We start from the raw sequence: 19,406 nt of genomic DNA on the forward strand, positions 1-19,406 counted from the left end.
CCGTTCCGCCCTCCGGCGGGAATCAAGGGCCTCTCTAACGGCTTATGTTTGAATAAGCCGTTAGAGAGGACCGTCATGAGTCGCAGGTTCGCGCAGCTCGCCTTCTCCCCCGCCGTCCGGCGTCACCAGCACGAGCACGGCAGCGACCGGGCCTACGGGCGGATGCTGGAGGGACCGGCGGCCGCCGATCCGATCGGGCCCGCCGAGGCGGAGTTCATCGCGGAGCGCGACAGCTTCTACCTGGCGACCGTCGGCGAGAACGGCTGGCCCTACATCCAGCACCGGGGCGGCCCCGCCGGGTTCCTCAAGGTCCTCGGCGAGCACACCCTCGGCTTCGCCGACCTGCGCGGCAACCGGCAGTACATCACCCGCGGCAACCTCGACCACGACGACCGGGTCTCCCTGTTCCTCATGGACTACGCCCACCGGACCCGGCTGAAGATCCTCGGCCGGGCGCGGGCCGTCGAGGACGATCCCGGCCTGCTGGCCGCGCTGACCGCCGAGGGCTCCCCGGGACGGCCCGAGCGCGCCCTGATCGTCGACGTCGAGGGCTTCGACTGGAACTGCCCCCAGCACATCCCGCAGCTCTTCCCCCGCGACGCCGTCGAGCAGGCTCTCGGCACCCTCCGCACCCGCGTGGAGGAACTGGAGCGCGAGAACGCGCGCCTGCGCGCGGCGGGATGAGGAGGCCGGGCGCGCGGGGCGGATCCCCCGCGCTCAGGCGGCGGGGAAGAGTTCGAGCTGCTCGACGCCCGGCGGCTCGGGGGTGCGCAGCCGCAGGCAGCGGCGGCAGGTGACCTCGCCCGGATCCGGGTGGGCGGCGTAGGGGTCCCAGCCGGAGACCCCGACCATGCAGGCCGGGCCCGGCAGGAGCTCGCCCGCCAGCCAGCGGGTGAGGGTGACGGCGTGGACGATCCCCGACGCCCGGACCCGCATGTGGTGCGCGGGGCCGTAGGCGTCGCGGGCGGTGGCGGCGATGGCGGCCAGCGTGGCTCTTGGACTGGGCACGAACCCTCCCGAAGAACGGTCAGACCGCCATTCTCACGGGAGGGTCCGACATTTCACCCAGAGACCATCTTCAAGATCGGTGCCCGGGCGGGGCAGGACCGGGCAAAGGCCCCGTCTTCCCGGCCCGCGGCCCGGCGGCGAACCGGGATCGTGGCCTCCTCGGGGTGAAGGGGGAACCGTGGGGCGTGCCGTCGTGGTGGCCGAGGAGCTGGGCGTGCGGACACGGCGCGGCTGGATCTTCTCCGGGATCGAGCTGGAGGCCGGGGCCGGGGAGCTGGTCGCGGTCGGCGGGGCGGGCGGCACCGGCCGCTCGTCGTTCCTGCTGACGCTGGGCGGGCGGATGCGGCCCTCGATGGGCGACCTGTGGGTGTGCGAGCAGAAGTCGCCGCCCCGGATCCGCGGGCTCGTCGCGGTCGGCCGGATCGGCGGCGCGGCCGAGCCCGAGGACGAGCTGACCGTCCGGGACCATGTGAACGAGCGGAGCATCATCGCCGGGAAGGGCCGGGAACCCTTCGGGACGGCCTGTGAACGGCTCGGCACCCGCTTCGAGGCCGGAGAGCGGGTCGGCGGCATGGCCACCGAGCGGCGGACCCTGCTGGCGCTCGCCCTCGCCCTGATGGAGCGGACCCCGGTCGTCCTGCTCGACGATCTCGACGACGGGGCGCCGCCGGCGGGCCAGCGGAGGCTGTGGCAGGCCGCCAGGCGCGCCGCCGACGGCGGGACCGTCGTCATCGCCGCGACCACCGACCCCGACCCGGCCGAGGGCGTCGCCGACACGGTGGTGCGGCTGTGATCCGCGCCCTGCGGCTGGCCCGCTACGAGCTGAAGCGCTTCCGCACCCCGCTCCAGCGCGCGGGCCTGGTCTTCCTCGCCTCGGTCCCGCTGATGTACGGGGCCGTCTACCTGTGGTCGAACTGGGACCCCTACGGCCGGCTCGACCGGGTCCCGGTCGCGGTCGTCAACGAGGACCAGACGGTCACCGCCGCGGGCGAGGAGGTCCACGCCGGATCCGACTTCGTCGCGGAGCTGAAGAAGAACCCGCTGCTCGGGTGGCGCTTCGTCGGAGCGGAACGGGCGGAGGAGGGACTCGCCGAAGGCGACTACTACGCGGTCATCACCGTCCCCCGCGACTTCAGCTCCCTGCTGTCCAGCGGGGCGTCCGGCTCGCCCGAGCAGGCGGCGATGCAGATCAGGATCGACGACGGCAACAACTTCCTCGTCGGCATCATGGCCGAGACGATCCAGTCCGAGCTGACCCGGCAGATCGCCGCCGCGGCCGACAAGGCCTACTTCACCGCGGCGATCGGGCGGCTCGGCGAGCTGCGCAGCGGCCTCACCGAGGCCTCCGACGGCGCGGGACGGCTCCAGGACGGCGCCGCCGAGCTCAGGGACGGCGCCGACCGGCTCACCGGCGGCATCGGGACGCTCGGCGCGGGCGAGGCCCGGCTCCAGACCGGTGTGGGCACGCTCAGGGACGGCACCCGCCGTCTGGTCGGCGGCGGTGACCAGGTGTCGGCCGGCGTCTCGAAGATCGCCCAGATCGAGGTGCCGCTCGCCCGCCGGCTGTCGGCCGCGCTGCCGGGCCTCGCCGGCAAGGCCGTCTCCGTGACGACCACCGCCGGCCGCCTGTCCGAGCTCACCGCCGCCGGGACGACGACCTTCGCCGAGTACTGCGACCAGGTCACCGCCTGGCTCCGCACCCTCCCCGCGGAGATCAGGAGCGATCCCCTCTACCGCGACCTCCTGCGCGCCGCCGAGCGCCGGGAGGGCCGCCTCGTCCTTCGCCTGGACCTGCTGGCCGCCGAGCACCCCGCGCTGCGGAACCTGGCCGCCTACCCGTGGGTCCACCGGGCCGCCGAGCTCGCCGACCTGACCCTCACCGGCCTGCTCAAACGCCTCCCCGACACGGTCAGGACCGACCCGGTCTACCGGGACCTGCTCGCCCTCGCCGAGCGCCTCGACCGGGACGCGAACAAGATCGCCGACCTCGCTGTGAGGGTCGACGGCAAGGTCACCGAGGTGGCCGTCGAGGCCCGCGCGCTCCGCCGGGAGGTCCCCGCCCTGCGGCGGCGGCTGAACACCGCCGCCGGGCAGCTCACCGAGCTCGACCAGGGCGCCAGGGCGCTGGCCACCGGCATCCGCGCCGCCGACAGGGGCACCGCAGCCCTCCAGCAGGGCGTCGGAGAGCTGCGCCGGGGCACCGGAGCCCTCGCCGACGGCAGCGGGCGGCTCTCCCAAGGCGCGGGACGGCTGGAGGCGGGCGGCGGGGAGCTGGCCGACCGGCTCGGCTCCGCCGCCGACGAGATCCCCTCCTACGGCACCGCCGACGCCGCCGTCCTCGCGGACCCGGTGAAGATCTCGACCGTGAACGCGCATCCGGCGACCTTCTACGGCCGCGGGCTCGCCCCGTTCTTCTTCGCCATCGCCCTGTGGGTGTTCGGCATCGTGGCGTTCCTGCTGCTCAAGCCCGTCTCCGGCCGGATCCTCGCGAGCCGGCTGCCGTCGCCGACCGTCGCGCTCTCGGCCTGGTTCCCGGTCATCGCGATGGGCCTGGCCGGTGCGGGCCTGCTGTTCGCGGCGGTCGACCTGCTGCTCGGCCTCGACCCGGTGAACCTGCCGGGCACGCTCGGCCTGATGGCCCTCGGCATCGCGGCGTTCAGCGCGATCGTGCACACGATCCGGCTGGCCTTCGGCGCGGTCGGCGACGCCGTCGCCCTGGTCCTGCTGATGGTGCAGCTCGTGTCGTGCGGCGGGCTCTACCCGGTCCAGACGCTGCCCGAGCCGTTCCAGACCGTCAACGCCTTCATCCCGATGACCTACCTCGTGCGGGCGCTCCGCGTGACGATCTCCGGCGGCAACCCGTCGATCACCTGGCAGTGCGCCGTCGTCCTGTTCCTCTTCCTGTGCGGCGCCCTCGCCCTCCTCACCCTGGTCGTCCACCACCAGCGCCGCTGGTCGATGGGCCGCCTGAAACCCGAACTGGAGCTCTAGGCGGTGTCGAGGACGGAACAGGGCTCTGATTTCATGGCGGACCATGAAGAAGTGGACGGCTGGCCACCGGGCCGCCATGGTCAGCCCCTTTGACGCGCTGAGCTATTCGGGAACCCGCGAGTTCCGCGACCAGACGGTCCGGCAGATCGTCCACCTGCACCGGGGCGGTGAGCGGCTGCGGCTGCGGCTGAGCAACCAGTTCGGGACGCGGCCGCTGCGGCTCGGCGCGGCCCGGGCGGGGCTGCACCTCGGCAAGGGCTCGGTGGGCGAGGACACGGCCGTGACGTTCGACGGCTCTCCGGGCGTCGTGGTCCCGGCGGGCGGGGCGGTGCTGACCGACGCCTTCGAGCTGGCCGTTCCCGACGACGCCGAGCTGGCCGTCAGCCTGTACGTCGACGGGCCGTCCGGCCCGTGCACCGGCCATCCCGACGCCCTGCAGACCAGCTACGTCACCGACGGGGACACCACCGCCGACCGCGACCTCGACGCCCCCGGCAAGATCTTCAACCTGAACTGGGTCGGCGGCGTCGACCTGTTCCGCGACCCCGGCGCCGAGCCGGTCGTCGTCGCGTTCGGCGACTCCCTGACCGACGGCTCCGGCACCGCCCCGAACGCCAACCTCCGCTACCCCGACCATCTGTCGCGGCGGCTGGGGACGGCCGTGCTGAACCTCGGCATCGGCGGCAACCGCCTGCTGCGCGACGGCTTCGGCCAGGCGGGACTGCGCCGGTTCCGCCGCGACGCCCTGAGCGTCCCGGGCCTCACCCACGTCATCATCGAACTCGGCATCAACGACCTGGGCCTGCCCGCCATGTTCCACCAGCCGAAGCACTCCGCGGCCGAGATCGTCGAGGGCCTGCTCTCCCTCGCCGCCCAGGCCACCGAGGCGGGCGCGGCCCCGATCCTCGCCACACTCCCCCCGTACCGCGACGTCACCCACCCCGGCTACTTCTCCGCGAAGGCCGTCCCGGTGCACACCGAGGTCAACGAGCGCCTCCGCGCCTGCGGCCTGCCGCTGCTCGACCTCGCCGAGGTCCTGTCCGACCCGGACGACCCCGGCGCCTTCGCCCCGGCCTACGACCAGGGCGACCACCTGCATCCCAACGGCGCCGGCACCGCCGCCATGGCCGCCGCGGTCCCCCTCTAGGGGCTGTTTCAAAGTCAACTGCCCTACTGCGCGGCGCCCAGGCACGCACCTCGCGAGGTTGTCGTCGGTCGCCGACCCAACCAGGTCGACTCCCTCCTCCGCCCCCGCGAGGCACGCACCTGGACGCCGCTCGCCACGGGCGCCGACTTTGAAACAGCCCCTAGCCGTCCTGGTCGTCGAGGCCGGTGAAGGATCCGTGGCGTCCGGCGCCCTCGCTGAAGCGGGCGGCGCCGGCGACCGCCTCCCCGAGGGCGGCGGTGCCGTAAGTCAGCTCGCGGGCGAGGGCCACGGACTCCGGGAGACCCTGGCCGGTCAGCACCGACATGCGGTCGCCGCGCATGCACACCTGCGGGAAGCGGGAGAGCTCCAGGGCGAGCTCCTCGGCGGCCTCGCGCGCCGTGCCGACCGGGACCAGCCGGTTGACCAGGCCCCAGGCGAAGGCCTCCGCGGCGGAGACCGGACGCCCGGTGAGGATCATGTCCATGGCACGGCTCTCGCCGATCAGCCGGGGCAGCCGGACCGTCCCGCCGTCGATCAGGGGCACGCCCCAGCGGCGGCAGAAGACGCCGAAGACCGCGTCCTCCTCGGCGACCCGCAGGTCGGCCCATGCCGCCAGCTCCAGCCCGCCGGCCACCGCGTGCCCGCTCACCGCGGCGACGACCGGCTTCGACAGGACCATCCGCGACGGCCCCATCGGCCCGTCGCCGTCCGGGGCGACCCGGTTGCCGCGGTCCGTCCCGACGGCTTTGAGATCGGCTCCCGCGCAGAACGTCCCGCCCGCTCCCCACAGCACCGCGACGGCCGCGTCGTCGGACTCCTCGAAGGCCCGGAACGCCGCCGCGAGTTCGGCGGCCGTCGCGCCGTCGACCGCGTTCCGCACTTCCGGACGGTCCAGAATCACCGTAAAGACAGGCCCGTTTGTCTCCACCCGCACATTCGGCACCGCGGTCCCCTTTACACGACGCGACTTTGCGTCCATCTGACAAATCATCAGAAATCACTGTGATCCCGCCGCATAACACCCGGCGGACAGAGCACGTTACCGTCCCTGAGTCCGACATCCGCAGAGGAGTTACCCGTGTGGCAGAGGCGAGACTTCATCCGGACGACGGTGGGCGTCGCGGGGGCGGCGGCGCTGGCCTCCCTTCCCGCGGAGGCCGCCCACGCGGCCGGCGCCCGGGTGGTCGGGGAGAAGAAGCTGAGCGCCAGGGTCCGCGACCTGACGGTCTACTCCCCCGCCATGAAGCGGAACATGAAGGTCCGGATCATCCTGCCGAAGGGCTGGAGCAGGAAGCGCTCCTGGCCCCTGCTCTGGCTGCTGCACGGCGGCCATGACGGCTACACCGCCTGGACCAGGAACAGCAAGATCATCCAGAAGTCCGCGGGCAAGAAGATGATCGTGGTCATGCCGGAGGGCGGCGAGGGCGGCGGCTACACCAACTGGCTGGTCGGCCCGCAGTGGGAGACCTTCCACATGGTCGAGCTCCGCGCGCTCCTGATGTCCCGCTACCGGGCCGGCCGCCGCCAGGCCATCGCGGGGGTCTCCGCGGGCGGCTACGGCGCCCTGATCTACTCCGCCCGCCACCACAAGCGGTTCGTCTTCACCGCCTGCTTCTCCGGCTACGGCTCCACCCGGATCGACGGCGCGGCCGAGGTCCTGCTGACCGGCATCCCCGGTTCCGGCACGGAGAAGTTCCTGATGTGGGGCCAGCCGCAGATCAACGAGGACATCTGGAAGGCCCACGACCCGGTTTACATGGCCAGGGGCCTTCGGGGCTCCAAGATCTACATCTCCTGCGCCAAGAACGGCGTGAAGGGCCCCCTGGATCCCCCCACCGCCCAGGCCGTCGATCCCGCCGAGGCCTTCTGCTACTACACGTCCAAGCCTCTGGTCTCCCGGCTCCACGCCCTGAAGATCCCGGTGACGACCCACTTCTACCCCAAGGGCACCCACAACTGGCGGTACTGGCGCCGGGAGCTGGACCGCATCTGGCCTTACCTCTGCAAGGCGCTCAAGGCCTGAACCGCTCCCCACCGAACCCGGGGACTGTTCGGCGCGTCAAAGGTGCTGATAGTGATATGCCAGGGCGGATCGGGGAAAGTCGGGGCAAGGTGGTGTCAGCGGTGCAGAGCCGGGCGGACGAGCGCGAACGCATCGCCGCCAGCCTCCTCGCCCTCCCCCAGCGCCCCGGCTACCCGCTCCTCAAGGGCGCCGCGCCCCGGGGCGAGACCGCCGACCGCGCGGCGGCCTTCGACACCCTGGTCACCGAGCTCTGGCGGCTCTTCGACGGCTACGGCCGCGCCCTGGACGACGGCCTCGACTCCGTGGACCTCGTCGACGAACAGGCCCGCCCGACCCTGCTGGGCCCGCCCGTCACCCGGCTGAGCCTGGCCGAGGCGGTCCGGCGGATGACCGTCCTGTACGACCGCGCCACCGCCCTCCTGGCCGCCGCACACCGCGACTGGGAACGCTGCGTGGCCAGGGTCGACCGCGCGGAGAGCGCCCACCTCCTGGCCCTGCGGCAGGAGATCGACGATCCCGCGATCGCCCCGCTCGCCGAGCGGCTGGAGATCGTCCGGGCCGAGATCAGGGCCGACCCCCTGACCGTCCCCGGCGGGCTCGGCACCCTGCTGGCCGAGCTCGAGGCCCTCGCGGCCCGGCTGGCCGAGGCCGCGGCCGCCCGAGCGGGCCACCACGCCAGGATCGAGGATCTGCGCCGCGCCCTGGCCCGCCTCGTCGACCTGGCCGCCCACCTGGCCGAGGTGCGCACCGCCGCCGACGCCAAGATCGCCCGGCCGCCCGCCACGACGGTCCCCGACCACGCCGCCCTGGCGGCCCTGATCGGCGCCCTCCCCCCGCTCGGCGCCAGAGCCCGGTGGAGCGAGCTCGCCACCGCCCTGGCGGAGGCCGAAACCCGGCTCGGCGAGGCGCTGGCGACCGCCCACGAAGATCGCGAGCTGCTCCAGGGCCTTCTGGACCGCCGAGCCGAGCTCCGCGGACGTTTCGATGCCTACTCCGCGAAGGCCCGCAGACTGGGCCTTCTGGAAAAACCAGAGGTCACCGGGCACAGAGAGACCGCTCGCGCACTACTCTGGACCTCCCCGTGCGATCTCCGCCAGGCCACCGTCGCCCTGGCCGCCTTCAGCAAGGCGCTCTCCCCCGAGGCGGCTCCATGAACTGCTCCCAGCCCGGCTGTACCGGGACGGTGGAGGACGGCTACTGCCTCGTCTGCGGCATGGCCCCCACCGCCGAAGAGCAGCTCACCCATGCCCAGTCGATGGCCCAGTCGATGGCCCAGTCGATGTCCCGCTCGATGGCCCAGTCCGTGCCCCGCGCGGCGGGCGGCGGCGCAGACGCCTCCGACGGCTTCCCCCGCACCGGTTCGGTCCGGGCCAGCCGCACCACCGTCTCGGCCGCCAGCAGCGGGAGGTCCCGCCGCGGGATGCTCGGCGCGGGCCTGGTCGAGGTCCCCCCGGTCCCCTATCGCGACCCGGCCGAGGCCGTCCTGGCCGACCCGATGGTCGCCGAGCGCAAGCGGTTCTGCCGCTGCGGCGAGCCCGTCGGCCGCAGCCGCGACGGCCACCCCGGCCGCACCGACGGCTACTGCCCCAAGTGCGGCTCCTCCTACTCCTTCACCCCGAAGCTGAAGCCGGGTGATCTCGTCAGCGGCCAGTACGAGGTGCTCGGCTGCCTGGCCCACGGCGGGCTCGGCTGGATCTACCTGGCCCGCGACCGCAACGTCTCCCACCGCTGGGTCGTCCTCAAGGGCCTGCTCGACACCGACGACCCCGAGGCCAGTGCCGTCGCCGCGGCGGAGAAGGCCTTCCTCGCCGAGGTCGAGCACCCGAACATCGTCCGGATCTACAACTTCGTCCAGCACCCCGAGCCCCGCACCCTGACGATGGTCGGCTACATCGTCATGGAGTACGTCGGCGGCCACGCGCTGAAGGACGTCCTGCTCGACCACCGCAAGGCCCACGGCGAGGAGACCGCCCTCCCCCTCGGCCAGGCCATCGCCTACGCCCTCGAGGTGGTGCGGGCGCTCGGCTACCTGCACGGCCTGGGCCTGCTGTACTGCGACTTCAAGCCCGACAACGCCATCCAGGACCAGGAGCAGCTCAAGCTGATCGACCTCGGCGGGGTCCGGCGCATGGACGACAACGTCTCGGCGATCTACGGGACGGTCGGCTACCAGGCCCCCGAGATCGCCACCGTCGGCCCCTCGGTCAGCTCCGACCTGTACACGGTCGGCCGCGCCCTGGCCGTCATGAGCTTCTCCTTCCACGGCTACACCTCCACCTGGGCCGCGAGCCTGCCCCCGCGCGAGCAGATCCCGGTCCTGCGCGAGCACGAGTCCTACGACCGGTTCCTGCGCCGCGCCACCCACCGCGACCCCGCCGAGCGGTTCCAGGACGCCCAGGAGATGGCCGACCAGCTCACCGGGGTGCTGCGAGAGGTCCTCGCCGCCCAGGACGACCAGCCGCGCCCGGCCCGCTCCGCCCTGTTCAGCGCCGAGCGCAAGACCGCCACGACCGCCCTGACGCCCCGCGCCTCCGTCCTCGCCCTGCCCACCCCCCTGGTCGCGGCCGGCGCCCCCGCCGCCCCCTTCCTGGCCAGCCTGACCGTCCGCGATCCCGTCGCCCTGCTCGCCGCGCTGGCCGCCGCCCCCGATGACTCCGACGACATCGTCCTCAAGCGGGCGCTGGTCCACATCGAGCTCGGCGAGCAGGTCACCGCCCGCAAGATCCTCAGCGCGGTGTCGGACTGGCGCGGCGAGTGGTACCAGGCGATGTCGGCGCTGGCCGCCGGGGAGCTCGCCGACGCCCGCCGCCGCTTCGACGACCTCTACGACCTGGCCCCCGGCGAGCTCGCCCCCAAGCTCGGGCTGGCCTTCTGCTGCGAGCTGCTGTCCGACCTCGGCGCCGCCGAACGCTACTACCAGGCCGTCTGGCGGACCGACGAGACCTTCGTGAGCGCCGCCTTCGGCCTGGCCAGGGTCCGGCTCGCCGGCGGCGACCGGCTCGGCGCGATCAAGGCCCTGGACGCCGTCCCGCCCGTCTCCAGCCACTATGTGACCGCGCAGATCGCGGCCGTCAACGCCGTCGTCCTCGGCCGCGCCCCCGCCGAGCTCGTCGAGGCCGACCTGCTCGACGCTGGCCAGCGCCTGTCCGGCCTCGGCCTGGACGCCGAGCGCTACGGGCGGCTGGCCGTCGAGATCCTCCGGTCGGCCCTCGCCTGGCTGACCGCGGGCAACGACGGCTCCGGCGAGCGCCTCCTGGACGCCCCCCTGACCGTGGACGGCCTGCGCGGCCGCCTCGAACGCGCCTACCGCTTCCTCGCCCGTCACGCGGACGAGGGCCCCGACCGCCACCACCTCGTCGAACAAGCCAACGCGGTCCGTCCCCGGACCCTCTTCTAGACCCCGCCAGAACGGATACAGATGCCCTGCCCCTCGTGCCAAAGCCCGGTCTTCGACGGTGACGTCTTCTGCGAAGCCTGCGGACGCCGCCTCGACCAGTCCTGTCCGGGATGCGGCGGGACGGAGATCACCGACGGCTACTGCGCGGCCTGCGGCCTCCGGCAGCCCGCGGCCGGCGACCACGTCGAGATCGATCTCGGCCAGGTCGCCGCGGCGGTCAGCGACCGTGGGCTGCGGCACTCCACCAACCAGGACGCGATGGCGATGGCCCGGCTGAACGGCGACCGCGACGGTGACGGCGTCGCGGTCGTGGTCTCCGACGGCGTCTCGGCCTCTCCCCGGCCCGACGAGGCCTCCCGGACGGCCGTCGACACCGGCCTGGCCGTCCTGCTGGCCGAGCTGGAGGGCGGAGTCGACCCGCGCGACGCCACCCGGACCGCGGCGCTCCAGGCCGCCAAGGCCGTCCGGTCACTGGCCTCCGCTCCGACCGAGGCGCCCGCCTGCACCTACATCTCGGCCGTCACCGGCAAGATCAACGGCCAGGAGGCGATCGTCGTCGGCTGGGTCGGCGACAGCCGCGCCTACTGGATCGGCGCGACGGGCGACGAGCTGCTCACCGAGGACGACTCCTGGGCCCAGCACGTCGTCTCGCACGGGATGATGACCGAGGAGGAGGCCTACTCCGACCGGCGCGCCCACATGCTGGTCGGCTGGCTCGGCGCCGACGCCCAGGACATCGACGTCCACGTGCTCGTCTACGCCCCCGAGGTGCCCGGCGTCCTCGTGGTCTGCTCCGACGGCCTGTGGAACTACATGGCCTCACCGCTCGCCCTGGCCGCCGCGCTCGCCGACCCCCTGGCCGACCCGGTCTCCGGCCCCCTGACCGGGCCGAAGGGCAACCAGCGCAGCCCCCTGTCGGTCGCCCGCGAGCTCGTCAGGACGGCGCTCAACGGCGGCGGCCACGACAACATCACCGTCGCCGTCGTCCCGATCTCGGGTGACGCGGTCTTCTAGTGGACGGGTCCTCAAGATGATCACTGGTGCGTTCGGCCTGACCGTGGACCAGAACCGGTACCTGCCCGAGAACGGCCGGGAGGTCCACGCCATCGTGACCGTCACCGGCACGGCCTCCGGCATCGCCGCGTCCGCCGGCCCCGACGCCGCCGAAGTGATCATCGTGGACAACTCCGGCTCGATGTCGGGCGACTGCATCTACGCCGCCAAACGGGCCGCGAAGATCGCCGTGGACGGCCTGCGCGACGGCGTGGCGTTCGCGATCGTCGCCGGCCACGACCGGGCCAAGATGGTCTATCCGCGCACCCGGCAGCTCGTCCGCTCCGACCCGGCCACCCGGCGGGAGGCCAAGGAGGCGATCGGCAAGATCACCACCACCGGCGGCACCGCGATGGGGACCTGGCTGCGGCTGGCGGCCGAGCTCTTCGACGGCAGGGGCGGGCTGCGGCACGCGATCCTGCTCACCGACGGCGTCAACCAGCACGAGTCGGAGCACCAGCTCGGCCGGATCCTCACCGAGATCTCCGGCGGGTTCGTCTGCGACTGCCGCGGCGTCGGCACCGACTGGGAGGTCGCCGAGCTGCGCCGGATCGCCGACGCCCTGCTCGGGACCGTCGACATCATCCCCGACCCGGCCGGGCTCGCCGCCGACTTCCGGGCGATGACCGAGCACGCGATGGGCAAGGCCGTCGCCGACGTGGCGCTGCGGATCTGGACCCCGCAGAACGCCGTGCTCAGGTACGTCAAGCAGGTGCTCCCCGCGGTCGCCGACCTCACCGGCAAACGGGTCGAGGCGGGAGCGCAGACCGGCGACTACCCGACCGGGGCGTGGGGCAGGGAGACGCGCGACTACCACGTGTGCGTCGAGGTGCCCGCGGGCGCCGTCGGCCGCGAGATGCGGGCCGCGTGGATCAAGCTGGTGGCGGGCGGCGAGGTCCAGGCCTCGGCGAACGTGCTGGCCGAGTGGACCGACGACGAGGCGCTGTCGACCCGGATCAACCCGCGGGTCGCCCACTACACCGGGCAGGCCGAGCTGGCAGCGGTGATCCAGGAGGGGCTGGAGGCGCGGCGGGCCGGCGACGAGGACACCGCCACGGCCCGGCTCGGCCGGGCGGTCAGGCTGGCCGGGGAGTCGGGGAACACCCCCCTGTCGGAGCTGCTGGCCAAGGTCGTCGAGGTCGGGGAGGGCGGGACGGTGCGCCTGCGCAGGCAGGTCGACAAGGCCGACGAGATGTCCCTCGACACCCGCTCGGTGCGGACCGTCAGGACCCGGCGGGCCGCCGATGACGCCTGAAGCGGCCTGCGGGCACGACTCCGCCACCGACGGCTACTGCGACGTCTGCGGCGAGCGCGTCGAGGCGCCCGAACCCCCTCCGCCGACGGGGTACTGCCCGTCCTGCGGGGCGTCGCGGACCGGCCGGTTCTGCGAGGAGTGCGGCCACGACTTCGCCGCCGGGGACCGTCCCGCCGCGCCCGAGCCCGCGGCCGAGGCGGTCTGGTACGTCGTGATCACCGCCGACCGCGCCTACTACCAGCGGGTCGTCGAGCTCGGCGGCCCCGACGCCGCCCATCTGGTCTTCCCGCCCTACTGCCCCGACCGCAGCCTCGTCCTCACCGGCGCCGAGGCGGTGATCGGCCGGCGCAGCGGCTCGCGCGGCCTCACCCCGCTGATCGACCTGGCCGGGCCGCCGGAGGACCCCGGCGTCTCGCACGTCCACGCCGTCCTGCTCGCCCGCGACGGCCGGTGGCTGCTGGTCGACCCCGGCTCCACCAACGGCACCTGCCTCAACGGCTCCGACGACCCCGTCAAGGTCAACACCGAGATCCCGCTGGAGACGGGCGACCGCGTCCACGTCGGCGCGTGGACCACGATCGAGCTCCGGAGGGGGACCGCATGACCGCCACGAGGGTCAGGGAGGTGGCCCGCCGCAGGGTCGTCACCCGGACGGTCCCCGCCCGCCTGCGGATCGGCGCGGTGCTCGCGGCCGTCGCGGTCCTGGCGCTGTTCCTGGCCGTGCGGTCCGGCCTCGGCAACGGCCGCGACGGCCTGCGCGTCGTCGGCCACGACGCCGGCCCCCAGGTCGTCCACACCGGCGACCTCTACTACGCGCTCAGCGACATGGACGGCCAGCTCGCCTCCGCCCTCCTCGGCGGGGACGACCCGGCCGGCCGCGAGGCCTACCTCCACCTCTACGACCAGCGCCGCGGAGAGGCCGACAGGGCCGTCCTCGAGGCCTTCGACATCGCGGGCAAGGACCCGGCCGGGCGGCTGACCGTCCAGTCCGTCCTGGACGGTCTCGGCCGCTACGAGCGGCTCGCCTCCCGTGCCCTGGTCCTCGACGAGCAGTCGAAGCACCCGCCGGGGGTCGCGCCGAAGCAGGTCCTCGAGCTGTACCGGCAGGCCACCGACCTGATGCGGCTCGACCTGCTGCCCAAGGCCTACAACCTGACCCTGGAGAGCGCCGCGATCGTCCGGGAGACCTACGCGGCCGAGCGCTCCAACGTCACCCGGGCCAGGATCGCGGTCGGCGTCACCGGGGTGGCCCTGCTCGGCGTGCTCGTCGCCCTCCAGCTCTACCTGACCCGCAGGTTCCGCCGGATCGTCAATCCGGCGCTGGCCCTGACGACCGTCCTGGCGCTGGCCCTGACGGTCACCGCCGAGCTGGCCCTCGGGTCGGCGGCCTCGCACCTGCGCGAAGCCAAGATCGACGGCTTCGACTCCACCCTCGCCTACACCCGGGCCCGCGCGATCAGCAACAGCGCGGCGGGCGACCAGACCCGGTACCTGCTCGACCCCGAGCGCGCCGACACCTACGAGCAGGTCTACCTCGACAAGCTCCAGGCCATCGCCTTCTACGACGTCGGCAGCCTTCCCAAGTACGCCCAGAACCTCGCCGCCGCGGACCCCAAGCTGGGCTTCCTCGGCGGCGGCCCGTCGGTGGCGCTCGACCGCTTCCGCGACGTGGAGAAGTCCGACACCGAGCTGCGGCGGCTGGCGCCGCGGGACCGGGCGGCGGCCGTCAGGTTCAGGACCGTCAACGCGGCCCCCGCGTTCGCGATCTACGATGACGAGCTCGGCAAGCTGATCTCGCAGCGGAACGCGGTGTTCCGCCGGGAGATCCGGAAAGGCGACGACGCCCTCGACGGCTGGCACCGGGGCCTCCCCGTCACCGCGGCCGTCCTGATCGTCCTGATCGCGCTCGGGGTGCGCCCCAGACTGGCGGAGTTCCGATGAGAAAGACCCCCTCCCACAGAGCCGGCCGGGCGCTGCTGGCCGTGGCCCTGCTGCTGCCGTTCACCGGATGCGCGGGTGAGGGGCCCCGCTCGGTGAAGGGCAAGCACACCCTCAGGGTCGGGGTGAAGTACGACCAGCCCGGCATCGGGATGCGCAGGCCCGACGGCACCTTCGAGGGCTTCGACGTCGAGGTCGCGCGGTACGTCGCCACGAAGCTCGGGGCGAAGGACGTCGAGTTCGTCGGGCTGACCTCGGGGCAGCGCGAGGACTACCTCCTGCACCGCAAGGTCGACCTGGTGATCGCCACCTACTCGATCACCGCCAAGCGCAAGACGATCGTCACCTACGCGGGCCCCTACTACGTCGCCCACCAGGACATCATGGTCCGCGCCGACGACACCTCGGTCTCCGGCCTGCGCGATCTGAAGGACAAGCGGCTGTGCCAGTCGCAGGGCTCGAACTCGGTGCTGCGCGTCACCGAGGAGCACGGCATCCCCGCGACGCTCGTCCCGGCCGCCAGCTACGGCGAGTGCTTCACCAAGCTGACCGCCGGCCAGGTCGACGCCGTCACCACCGACGACCTGATCCTCGCCGGCTTCGCCCTCCAGCAGCCGAAGGCCGTCCGGCTGGTCAACACCAAGTTCACCGACGAGAAGTGGGGCATCGGCCTCCACCGCTCGGACGTCCGGGGCTGCGAGGAGGTCAACCGGGCCGTCACCGGCATGTACCAGGACGGCACGGCCGAACGCCTCCTCAAGCGGTGGTTCGGGCCCACCGGGGTCGAGGTGACGACGACCGTGCCGCAGTTCGAAGGCTGTTCCTGAGGCCTACGGGCCGGTGGTGGTGCGGATCCGCATCGCGTGCTGGACGAGCGTGATCAGGACGTCCTTGCAGGACTCCTTGGCCCGCGCGTCGCAGAGCACGATCGGGATCTCCGGCTTGAGCTGGAGCGCCTGCCGCACTTCCTGGGTCTCGTACCGCTTCGCGCCGTCGAAGCAGTTCACCGCGACGATGAACGGCGTGCCGCGGCGCTCGAAGTAGTCGATGGCGGGGAAGCAGTCGGCGAGCCGCCGGGTGTCGGCCAGCACGACCGCGCCCAGCGCGCCGAGCGCGACCTCGTCCCACATGAACCAGAACCGTTCCTGGCCCGGCGTTCCGAACAGGTAGAGGACGAACTCCTCGCCGAAGGTGATCCGGCCGAAGTCCATCGCGACGGTCGTGGTCTTCTTCCGCTCGACCCCGGACATGTCGTCGACGCCCACGCCCTGGTCGGTCAGGACCTCCTCCGTGCGCAGGGGCTTGGTCTCCGAGACCGCCCCCACCAGAGTGGTCTTGCCCGCCCCGAACCCGCCCGCCACAAGGATCTTGATGGCGGTCGGCATCCGGCGTCGCAGGTCGGGGCTAGAGGGCGCGGAGGCCATCGATCACCGCCTGGTACATCCTGAGGTCTTGCATGTCGATCTCCGGTTGGGGTTCCTGGACGGTCACGAGGCCCTTGTCGAGCAGATCGCCGAGCAGGACGCGGACCGTACCGGTCGGCAGGTCGAGATGCGCCGTGATCTCGGCGACCGACATCATGACCTGGCAGAGCCTGACGATCGACAGATGCTCGGGTCCGAGCCCTATCTCCACCATCGGCGCGGGCCCCGTCGCCTCGACCAGGGTGATCAGGTCGAAGGTCCCGCGGATGGGCTGCAGCCGTCCGCTGGTCATGACGTAGGGCCGCACGAGCGGCCCGGCGTCCTGGTCCAGCCAGCGTTCGTGCGGTTCGGTCATGCCTTTTCCGATACCCGGGCGGGAGAGGACAGATGGTGACCCAGCTTGGTCACCATCATCGCCATCTCGTAGGCGATGAGGCCGACGTCGGCGTCCTCGTTGGACAGGACCGCCAGGCAGGCGCCCTGTCCCGCGACGGTCACGAGCAGGAACGCCGAGCGCATCTCGACGATCGTCTGCCGGACCGCGCCGCCGCCGAACCGTTCGCCCGCGCCCTTGGCGAGGCTCTGGATCCCGGCGGACACCGCCGAGAGATGCTCGGCGTCCTCCCGGCTGATCCCGTCGGACTGGGCCATGAGGAGCCCGTCAGCCGACAGGACGATCGCGTGCTGGGCCTCGGACACCCGCTTGACCAGGTCGTCGAGCAGCCACGCCAGATCGGCTGAGTTCCCGGTCTTCTGCATCACTCGGTCTCGCTTTCGGAACTCTCGGCGGAGGCGGCCCTGCCGCGTTTCGCACCGATCTGGAACGCACCGACGATTCGCCGGATCTCTTCGGGCGAACGCCCCGGATCCTCCTCGACGGGCTCGGGCTCGGCGGGCTCCTCCCGCAGCGGCGCGGCGAGGCTGGCCTGCGGCACCCGGACGGGCAGCCCGGCCGGGGTGGTCTCCTCGGCGACGGGCTCGGGGACGGGCGTCGGCCCGGTCCGCCCCGCGGCGACGGGGGCGGCCAGGGGCGTCTCTCCGGAGCCGACGGTCTTGAAGGTGTCGGTCTGCACAGGTTCGGACATGACACTGGCGACGGCCGTCAAAGGCTGGGACGGCTTGTCGCCCTCTCCTTCCTCGATCAGATCGCGCGGGATCACGACGACGGCCGTGGTACCCCCGTAGGGGGAACGCTTGAGGGTCACCTGGACGCCGTAGCGTTCGGCGAGCTTCCCGACCACGTACAGCCCGAGCTGCACCGAGCTGGACAGGTTGAACTCGGGCGGGTTCTCGATGCGCCGGTTGATCAGGTCCAGGTTCTCGTCGGACATGCCGAGCCCCCGGTCCTCGATCTCGATCGCGTACCCGCTGGCCACGAGGTGACCGGAGATCTGCGCGACCGTGTAGGGCGGCGAGAAGGAGACGGCGTTCTCGATCAGCTCGGCGAGCAGGTGGGCGATGTCCGCCACGGCCCGTCCGACCAGGTTGACCTCTCCGACGGGGAGCACGGTGACCCGGGTGTAGTCCTCGACCTCGGCGACCGCGGACCGCACCACGTCGACCATCGCGACGGGACGCCGCCAGCCACGGGCGGGCGTGGCCCCGGAAAGGATGATCAGGTTCTCGGCGTTACGCCGCATGCGGGTGGCGAGGTGGTCGACCCGGAACAAGTCCTCCAGCTCCTCGGTGTCGATCTCGCGCCGCTCCATGGCGTCCAGCAGCGTGAGCTGCCGGTGCACCAGCGCCTGCGACCGCCGCGCCAGCGACAGCAGAATGTCCCGGATCCCCCGCCGCAACTCGGCCTGCTCGACCGCGGTCCGGATGGCCTGCTCCTGCACGCTGTTGAACGCCTGACCCACCTTCCCGATGTCGTCGTCACCGAACTCCAGCGGAGGCGCCTCGGTCGCGACGTCGAGCTGTTCGCCGGCGCCCAATCGCTCCACGACGCTGGGCAGCCGCACGTCGGACAGCTCGTGCGCCGCGTCCCGCAGCCGCTCGAGCTGCTGTACCAGGCGCCGAGCCGTGGTGATGGCGAGGACAACCGAGGCGACGACGGCGAAGAAGCCGAGGCCACCGGCCATGATGAGCCGGACGATGACCATCAGGGCGATGGGCTTGGCGCGCTCGACGAGCCGGTCGCCCGCCGAAAGGATGATCTTGTCGAGGTCCACGAGGAGAGCGGTCAGGGTCGGGTTCCACTGGCCGGCGACCCGCTGGGGCAGCGCGCCCGCCCGGACGCCCCGGTCGATGACCCCGTTCTCCAGCAGCCCGAGCTCGGCCATTCCCTGATGGTTCCTGAGCGCGTTGTATGCGGTCAGGTCCGTGTCCTTGAGGTCGGCGAGAGACTCTTCGAAGTTGGAACGCTGAACGGCCACGAACTGGGCGAACTTCACGTAGTCGCCGGGGCTGAACTTGCGGCTCGCGATCAGGCCCGCGGTGAAGGCGTCCTCGCGGGAGATGAGTTCACGGGTCCGGAACATCTTGATCAGGGTCCGGGTGTCGGCGGCGAACTTCTCGTCGTCGAGGGTCGCCAGCGCGTCGTACATGCGCAGGAAGGCGTCGATGGCCGCGTTGTACGGCTCGGCGAGGACGTTCAGCGATCCCGACTTCTGCTCGAGGCTCGGGCGGGCCTTGATCAGAGCGTCGGTCGCGCGCACCGACTCCGCGATGCGGAGATCGGCGGTCTTGGAGGTGGCCAGCTTGACCGACCCGCCCGCCGACTTCTTCCGGTAGACCGCCAGGAGCTCGTCGGTCCTGGCGCGGGCGTCCCGGAGCTTGTCCCTACCGTCGGCGGTGGGGTTCCCCGCCTGTACCAGTGCAAGCCGACGCTCGAGCTGCAACTGGGCGACCAGCGGCTCAGCGGGCTGGGACACCTCGGAGTCCATCCTGCTGACGCCGAGGATGTTCACCCCTTCACGCAGAGTGACCCACGCGGCGAACGTCCAGAGCGCAGCCAGCGACAGCAGAAGCGCCGTGACCTTGGTCCGGACACGGGCATTACGGAGACGCATGAAACCGCTCCAACGCTCTATGAGAAGCCTGTAATGATGGCTTAACAGGCCATTAACAGCAGAAACACGCTGCATTGCGATAAGTACGGCAACAACACCAGATGCCGTGCAGAACCCTAGCAACTTCGAAGGGTTTGCTCAAAGTAAACAGGTAACTTT

General features: G+C 72.3%; 18 protein-coding genes. 12 read left to right on the forward strand and 6 right to left on the reverse strand.

Going from position 1 to position 19,406, the window contains the following annotated elements; genetic code table 11:
• The first annotated feature begins 75 nt into the window (after nucleotides 1–75).
• Nucleotides 76–684, forward strand: a complete 609-nt coding sequence (locus ABD785_RS03520) for a pyridoxamine 5'-phosphate oxidase family protein (protein ID WP_344822023.1) — start codon at nucleotides 76–78, stop codon at nucleotides 682–684.
• 33 nt (nucleotides 685–717) lie between these two features.
• On the opposite strand, the gene ABD785_RS03525 is transcribed toward ABD785_RS03520, so the two are convergent.
• Nucleotides 718–1,008 carry a hypothetical protein gene (locus ABD785_RS03525; RefSeq protein ID WP_344822025.1) on the reverse strand — a complete coding sequence of 97 codons (291 nt, stop codon included), beginning with the start codon at nucleotides 1,006–1,008 and terminating at the stop codon, nucleotides 718–720.
• A 178-nt stretch (nucleotides 1,009–1,186) separates the two neighbouring features.
• Here ABD785_RS03525 and ABD785_RS03530 point away from each other — a divergent pair, with 178 nt between their 5' ends.
• The 3 genes from ABD785_RS03530 to ABD785_RS03540 are packed head-to-tail and all read left to right on the forward strand — an operon-like array spanning nucleotide 1,187 to nucleotide 5,146.
• Nucleotides 1,187–1,801, forward strand: a complete 615-nt coding sequence (locus ABD785_RS03530) for an ATP-binding cassette domain-containing protein (RefSeq protein ID WP_344822027.1) — start codon at nucleotides 1,187–1,189, stop codon at nucleotides 1,799–1,801.
• Complete coding sequence (locus ABD785_RS03535; RefSeq protein WP_344822029.1) at nucleotides 1,798–3,999, forward strand: YhgE/Pip family protein; 2,202 nt, start codon at nucleotides 1,798–1,800, stop codon at nucleotides 3,997–3,999. The genes ABD785_RS03530 and ABD785_RS03535 overlap by 4 nt, the downstream gene beginning before the upstream one ends.
• 43 nt (nucleotides 4,000–4,042) lie before the next feature.
• Nucleotides 4,043–5,146, forward strand: coding sequence for a GDSL-type esterase/lipase family protein (locus tag ABD785_RS03540; protein WP_344822031.1), 1,104 nt, complete (start codon nucleotides 4,043–4,045; stop codon nucleotides 5,144–5,146).
• 160 nt (nucleotides 5,147–5,306) lie between these two features.
• Here ABD785_RS03540 and ABD785_RS03545 read toward each other — a convergent pair whose 3' ends face one another.
• Nucleotides 5,307–6,137: a crotonase/enoyl-CoA hydratase family protein gene (locus tag ABD785_RS03545; RefSeq protein ID WP_344822033.1), complete on the reverse strand. Its 831-nt coding sequence runs from the start codon at nucleotides 6,135–6,137 to the stop codon at nucleotides 5,307–5,309.
• Between the two features lie 87 nt (nucleotides 6,138–6,224).
• On the opposite strand from ABD785_RS03545, the gene ABD785_RS03550 reads away from it, so the two are divergent.
• From ABD785_RS03550 to ABD785_RS03585, 8 genes are all read left to right on the forward strand, one after another.
• Nucleotides 6,225–7,169 (forward strand): alpha/beta hydrolase, encoded by a 945-nt coding sequence (locus ABD785_RS03550; RefSeq protein ID WP_344822037.1) that lies wholly within the window; start codon nucleotides 6,225–6,227, stop codon nucleotides 7,167–7,169.
• Nucleotides 7,170–7,270: 101 nt separating this feature from the next.
• Complete coding sequence (locus ABD785_RS03555; RefSeq protein ID WP_344822040.1) at nucleotides 7,271–8,323, forward strand: hypothetical protein; 1,053 nt, start codon at nucleotides 7,271–7,273, stop codon at nucleotides 8,321–8,323.
• A complete protein-coding gene (locus ABD785_RS03560; protein WP_344822042.1) occupies nucleotides 8,320–10,566 on the forward strand; it encodes a tetratricopeptide repeat protein in 2,247 nt (748 codons plus the stop codon). The genes ABD785_RS03555 and ABD785_RS03560 overlap by 4 nt, the downstream gene beginning before the upstream one ends.
• 21 nt (nucleotides 10,567–10,587) lie before the next feature.
• Nucleotides 10,588–11,580: a PP2C family protein-serine/threonine phosphatase gene (locus tag ABD785_RS03565; RefSeq protein WP_344822044.1), complete on the forward strand. Its 993-nt coding sequence runs from the start codon at nucleotides 10,588–10,590 to the stop codon at nucleotides 11,578–11,580.
• Between the two features lie 16 nt (nucleotides 11,581–11,596).
• Nucleotides 11,597–12,874: a VWA domain-containing protein gene (locus tag ABD785_RS03570; RefSeq protein WP_344822046.1), complete on the forward strand. Its 1,278-nt coding sequence runs from the start codon at nucleotides 11,597–11,599 to the stop codon at nucleotides 12,872–12,874.
• A complete protein-coding gene (locus tag ABD785_RS03575) occupies nucleotides 12,864–13,478 on the forward strand; it encodes an FHA domain-containing protein (RefSeq protein ID WP_344822048.1) in 615 nt (204 codons plus the stop codon). The genes ABD785_RS03570 and ABD785_RS03575 overlap by 11 nt, the downstream gene beginning before the upstream one ends.
• On the forward strand, nucleotides 13,475–14,815 hold the full coding sequence (locus ABD785_RS03580) for a hypothetical protein (RefSeq protein ID WP_344822050.1): 1,341 nt from the start codon (nucleotides 13,475–13,477) through the stop codon (nucleotides 14,813–14,815). The genes ABD785_RS03575 and ABD785_RS03580 overlap by 4 nt, the downstream gene beginning before the upstream one ends.
• Nucleotides 14,812–15,639 carry a glutamate ABC transporter substrate-binding protein gene (locus ABD785_RS03585; RefSeq protein ID WP_344822052.1) on the forward strand — a complete coding sequence of 276 codons (828 nt, stop codon included), beginning with the start codon at nucleotides 14,812–14,814 and terminating at the stop codon, nucleotides 15,637–15,639. Before ABD785_RS03580 ends, ABD785_RS03585 begins: the two co-directional genes overlap by 4 nt.
• A gap of 3 nt (nucleotides 15,640–15,642) precedes the next feature.
• Here ABD785_RS03585 and ABD785_RS03590 read toward each other — a convergent pair whose 3' ends face one another.
• From ABD785_RS03590 to ABD785_RS03605, 4 genes are read right to left on the reverse strand one after another with little or no spacing between them, the layout of a single operon-like run.
• Nucleotides 15,643–16,236 carry a GTP-binding protein gene (locus tag ABD785_RS03590; protein ID WP_425547724.1) on the reverse strand — a complete coding sequence of 198 codons (594 nt, stop codon included), beginning with the start codon at nucleotides 16,234–16,236 and terminating at the stop codon, nucleotides 15,643–15,645.
• Nucleotides 16,217–16,591, reverse strand: coding sequence for a DUF742 domain-containing protein (locus ABD785_RS03595; RefSeq protein WP_344822056.1), 375 nt, complete (start codon nucleotides 16,589–16,591; stop codon nucleotides 16,217–16,219). The genes ABD785_RS03590 and ABD785_RS03595 overlap by 20 nt, the downstream gene beginning before the upstream one ends.
• Nucleotides 16,588–16,995, reverse strand: coding sequence for a roadblock/LC7 domain-containing protein (locus ABD785_RS03600; protein ID WP_344822058.1), 408 nt, complete (start codon nucleotides 16,993–16,995; stop codon nucleotides 16,588–16,590). The genes ABD785_RS03595 and ABD785_RS03600 overlap by 4 nt, the downstream gene beginning before the upstream one ends.
• Nucleotides 16,995–19,247, reverse strand: a complete 2,253-nt coding sequence (locus ABD785_RS03605) for a sensor histidine kinase (RefSeq protein WP_344822060.1) — start codon at nucleotides 19,245–19,247, stop codon at nucleotides 16,995–16,997. The genes ABD785_RS03600 and ABD785_RS03605 overlap by 1 nt, the downstream gene beginning before the upstream one ends.
• Nucleotides 19,248–19,406 lie beyond the last annotated feature (159 nt).

It is taken from the genome of Actinocorallia longicatena, from assembly GCF_039534125.1.
GTDB classification, from domain to species: domain Bacteria; phylum Actinomycetota; class Actinomycetes; order Streptosporangiales; family Streptosporangiaceae; genus Actinocorallia; species Actinocorallia longicatena.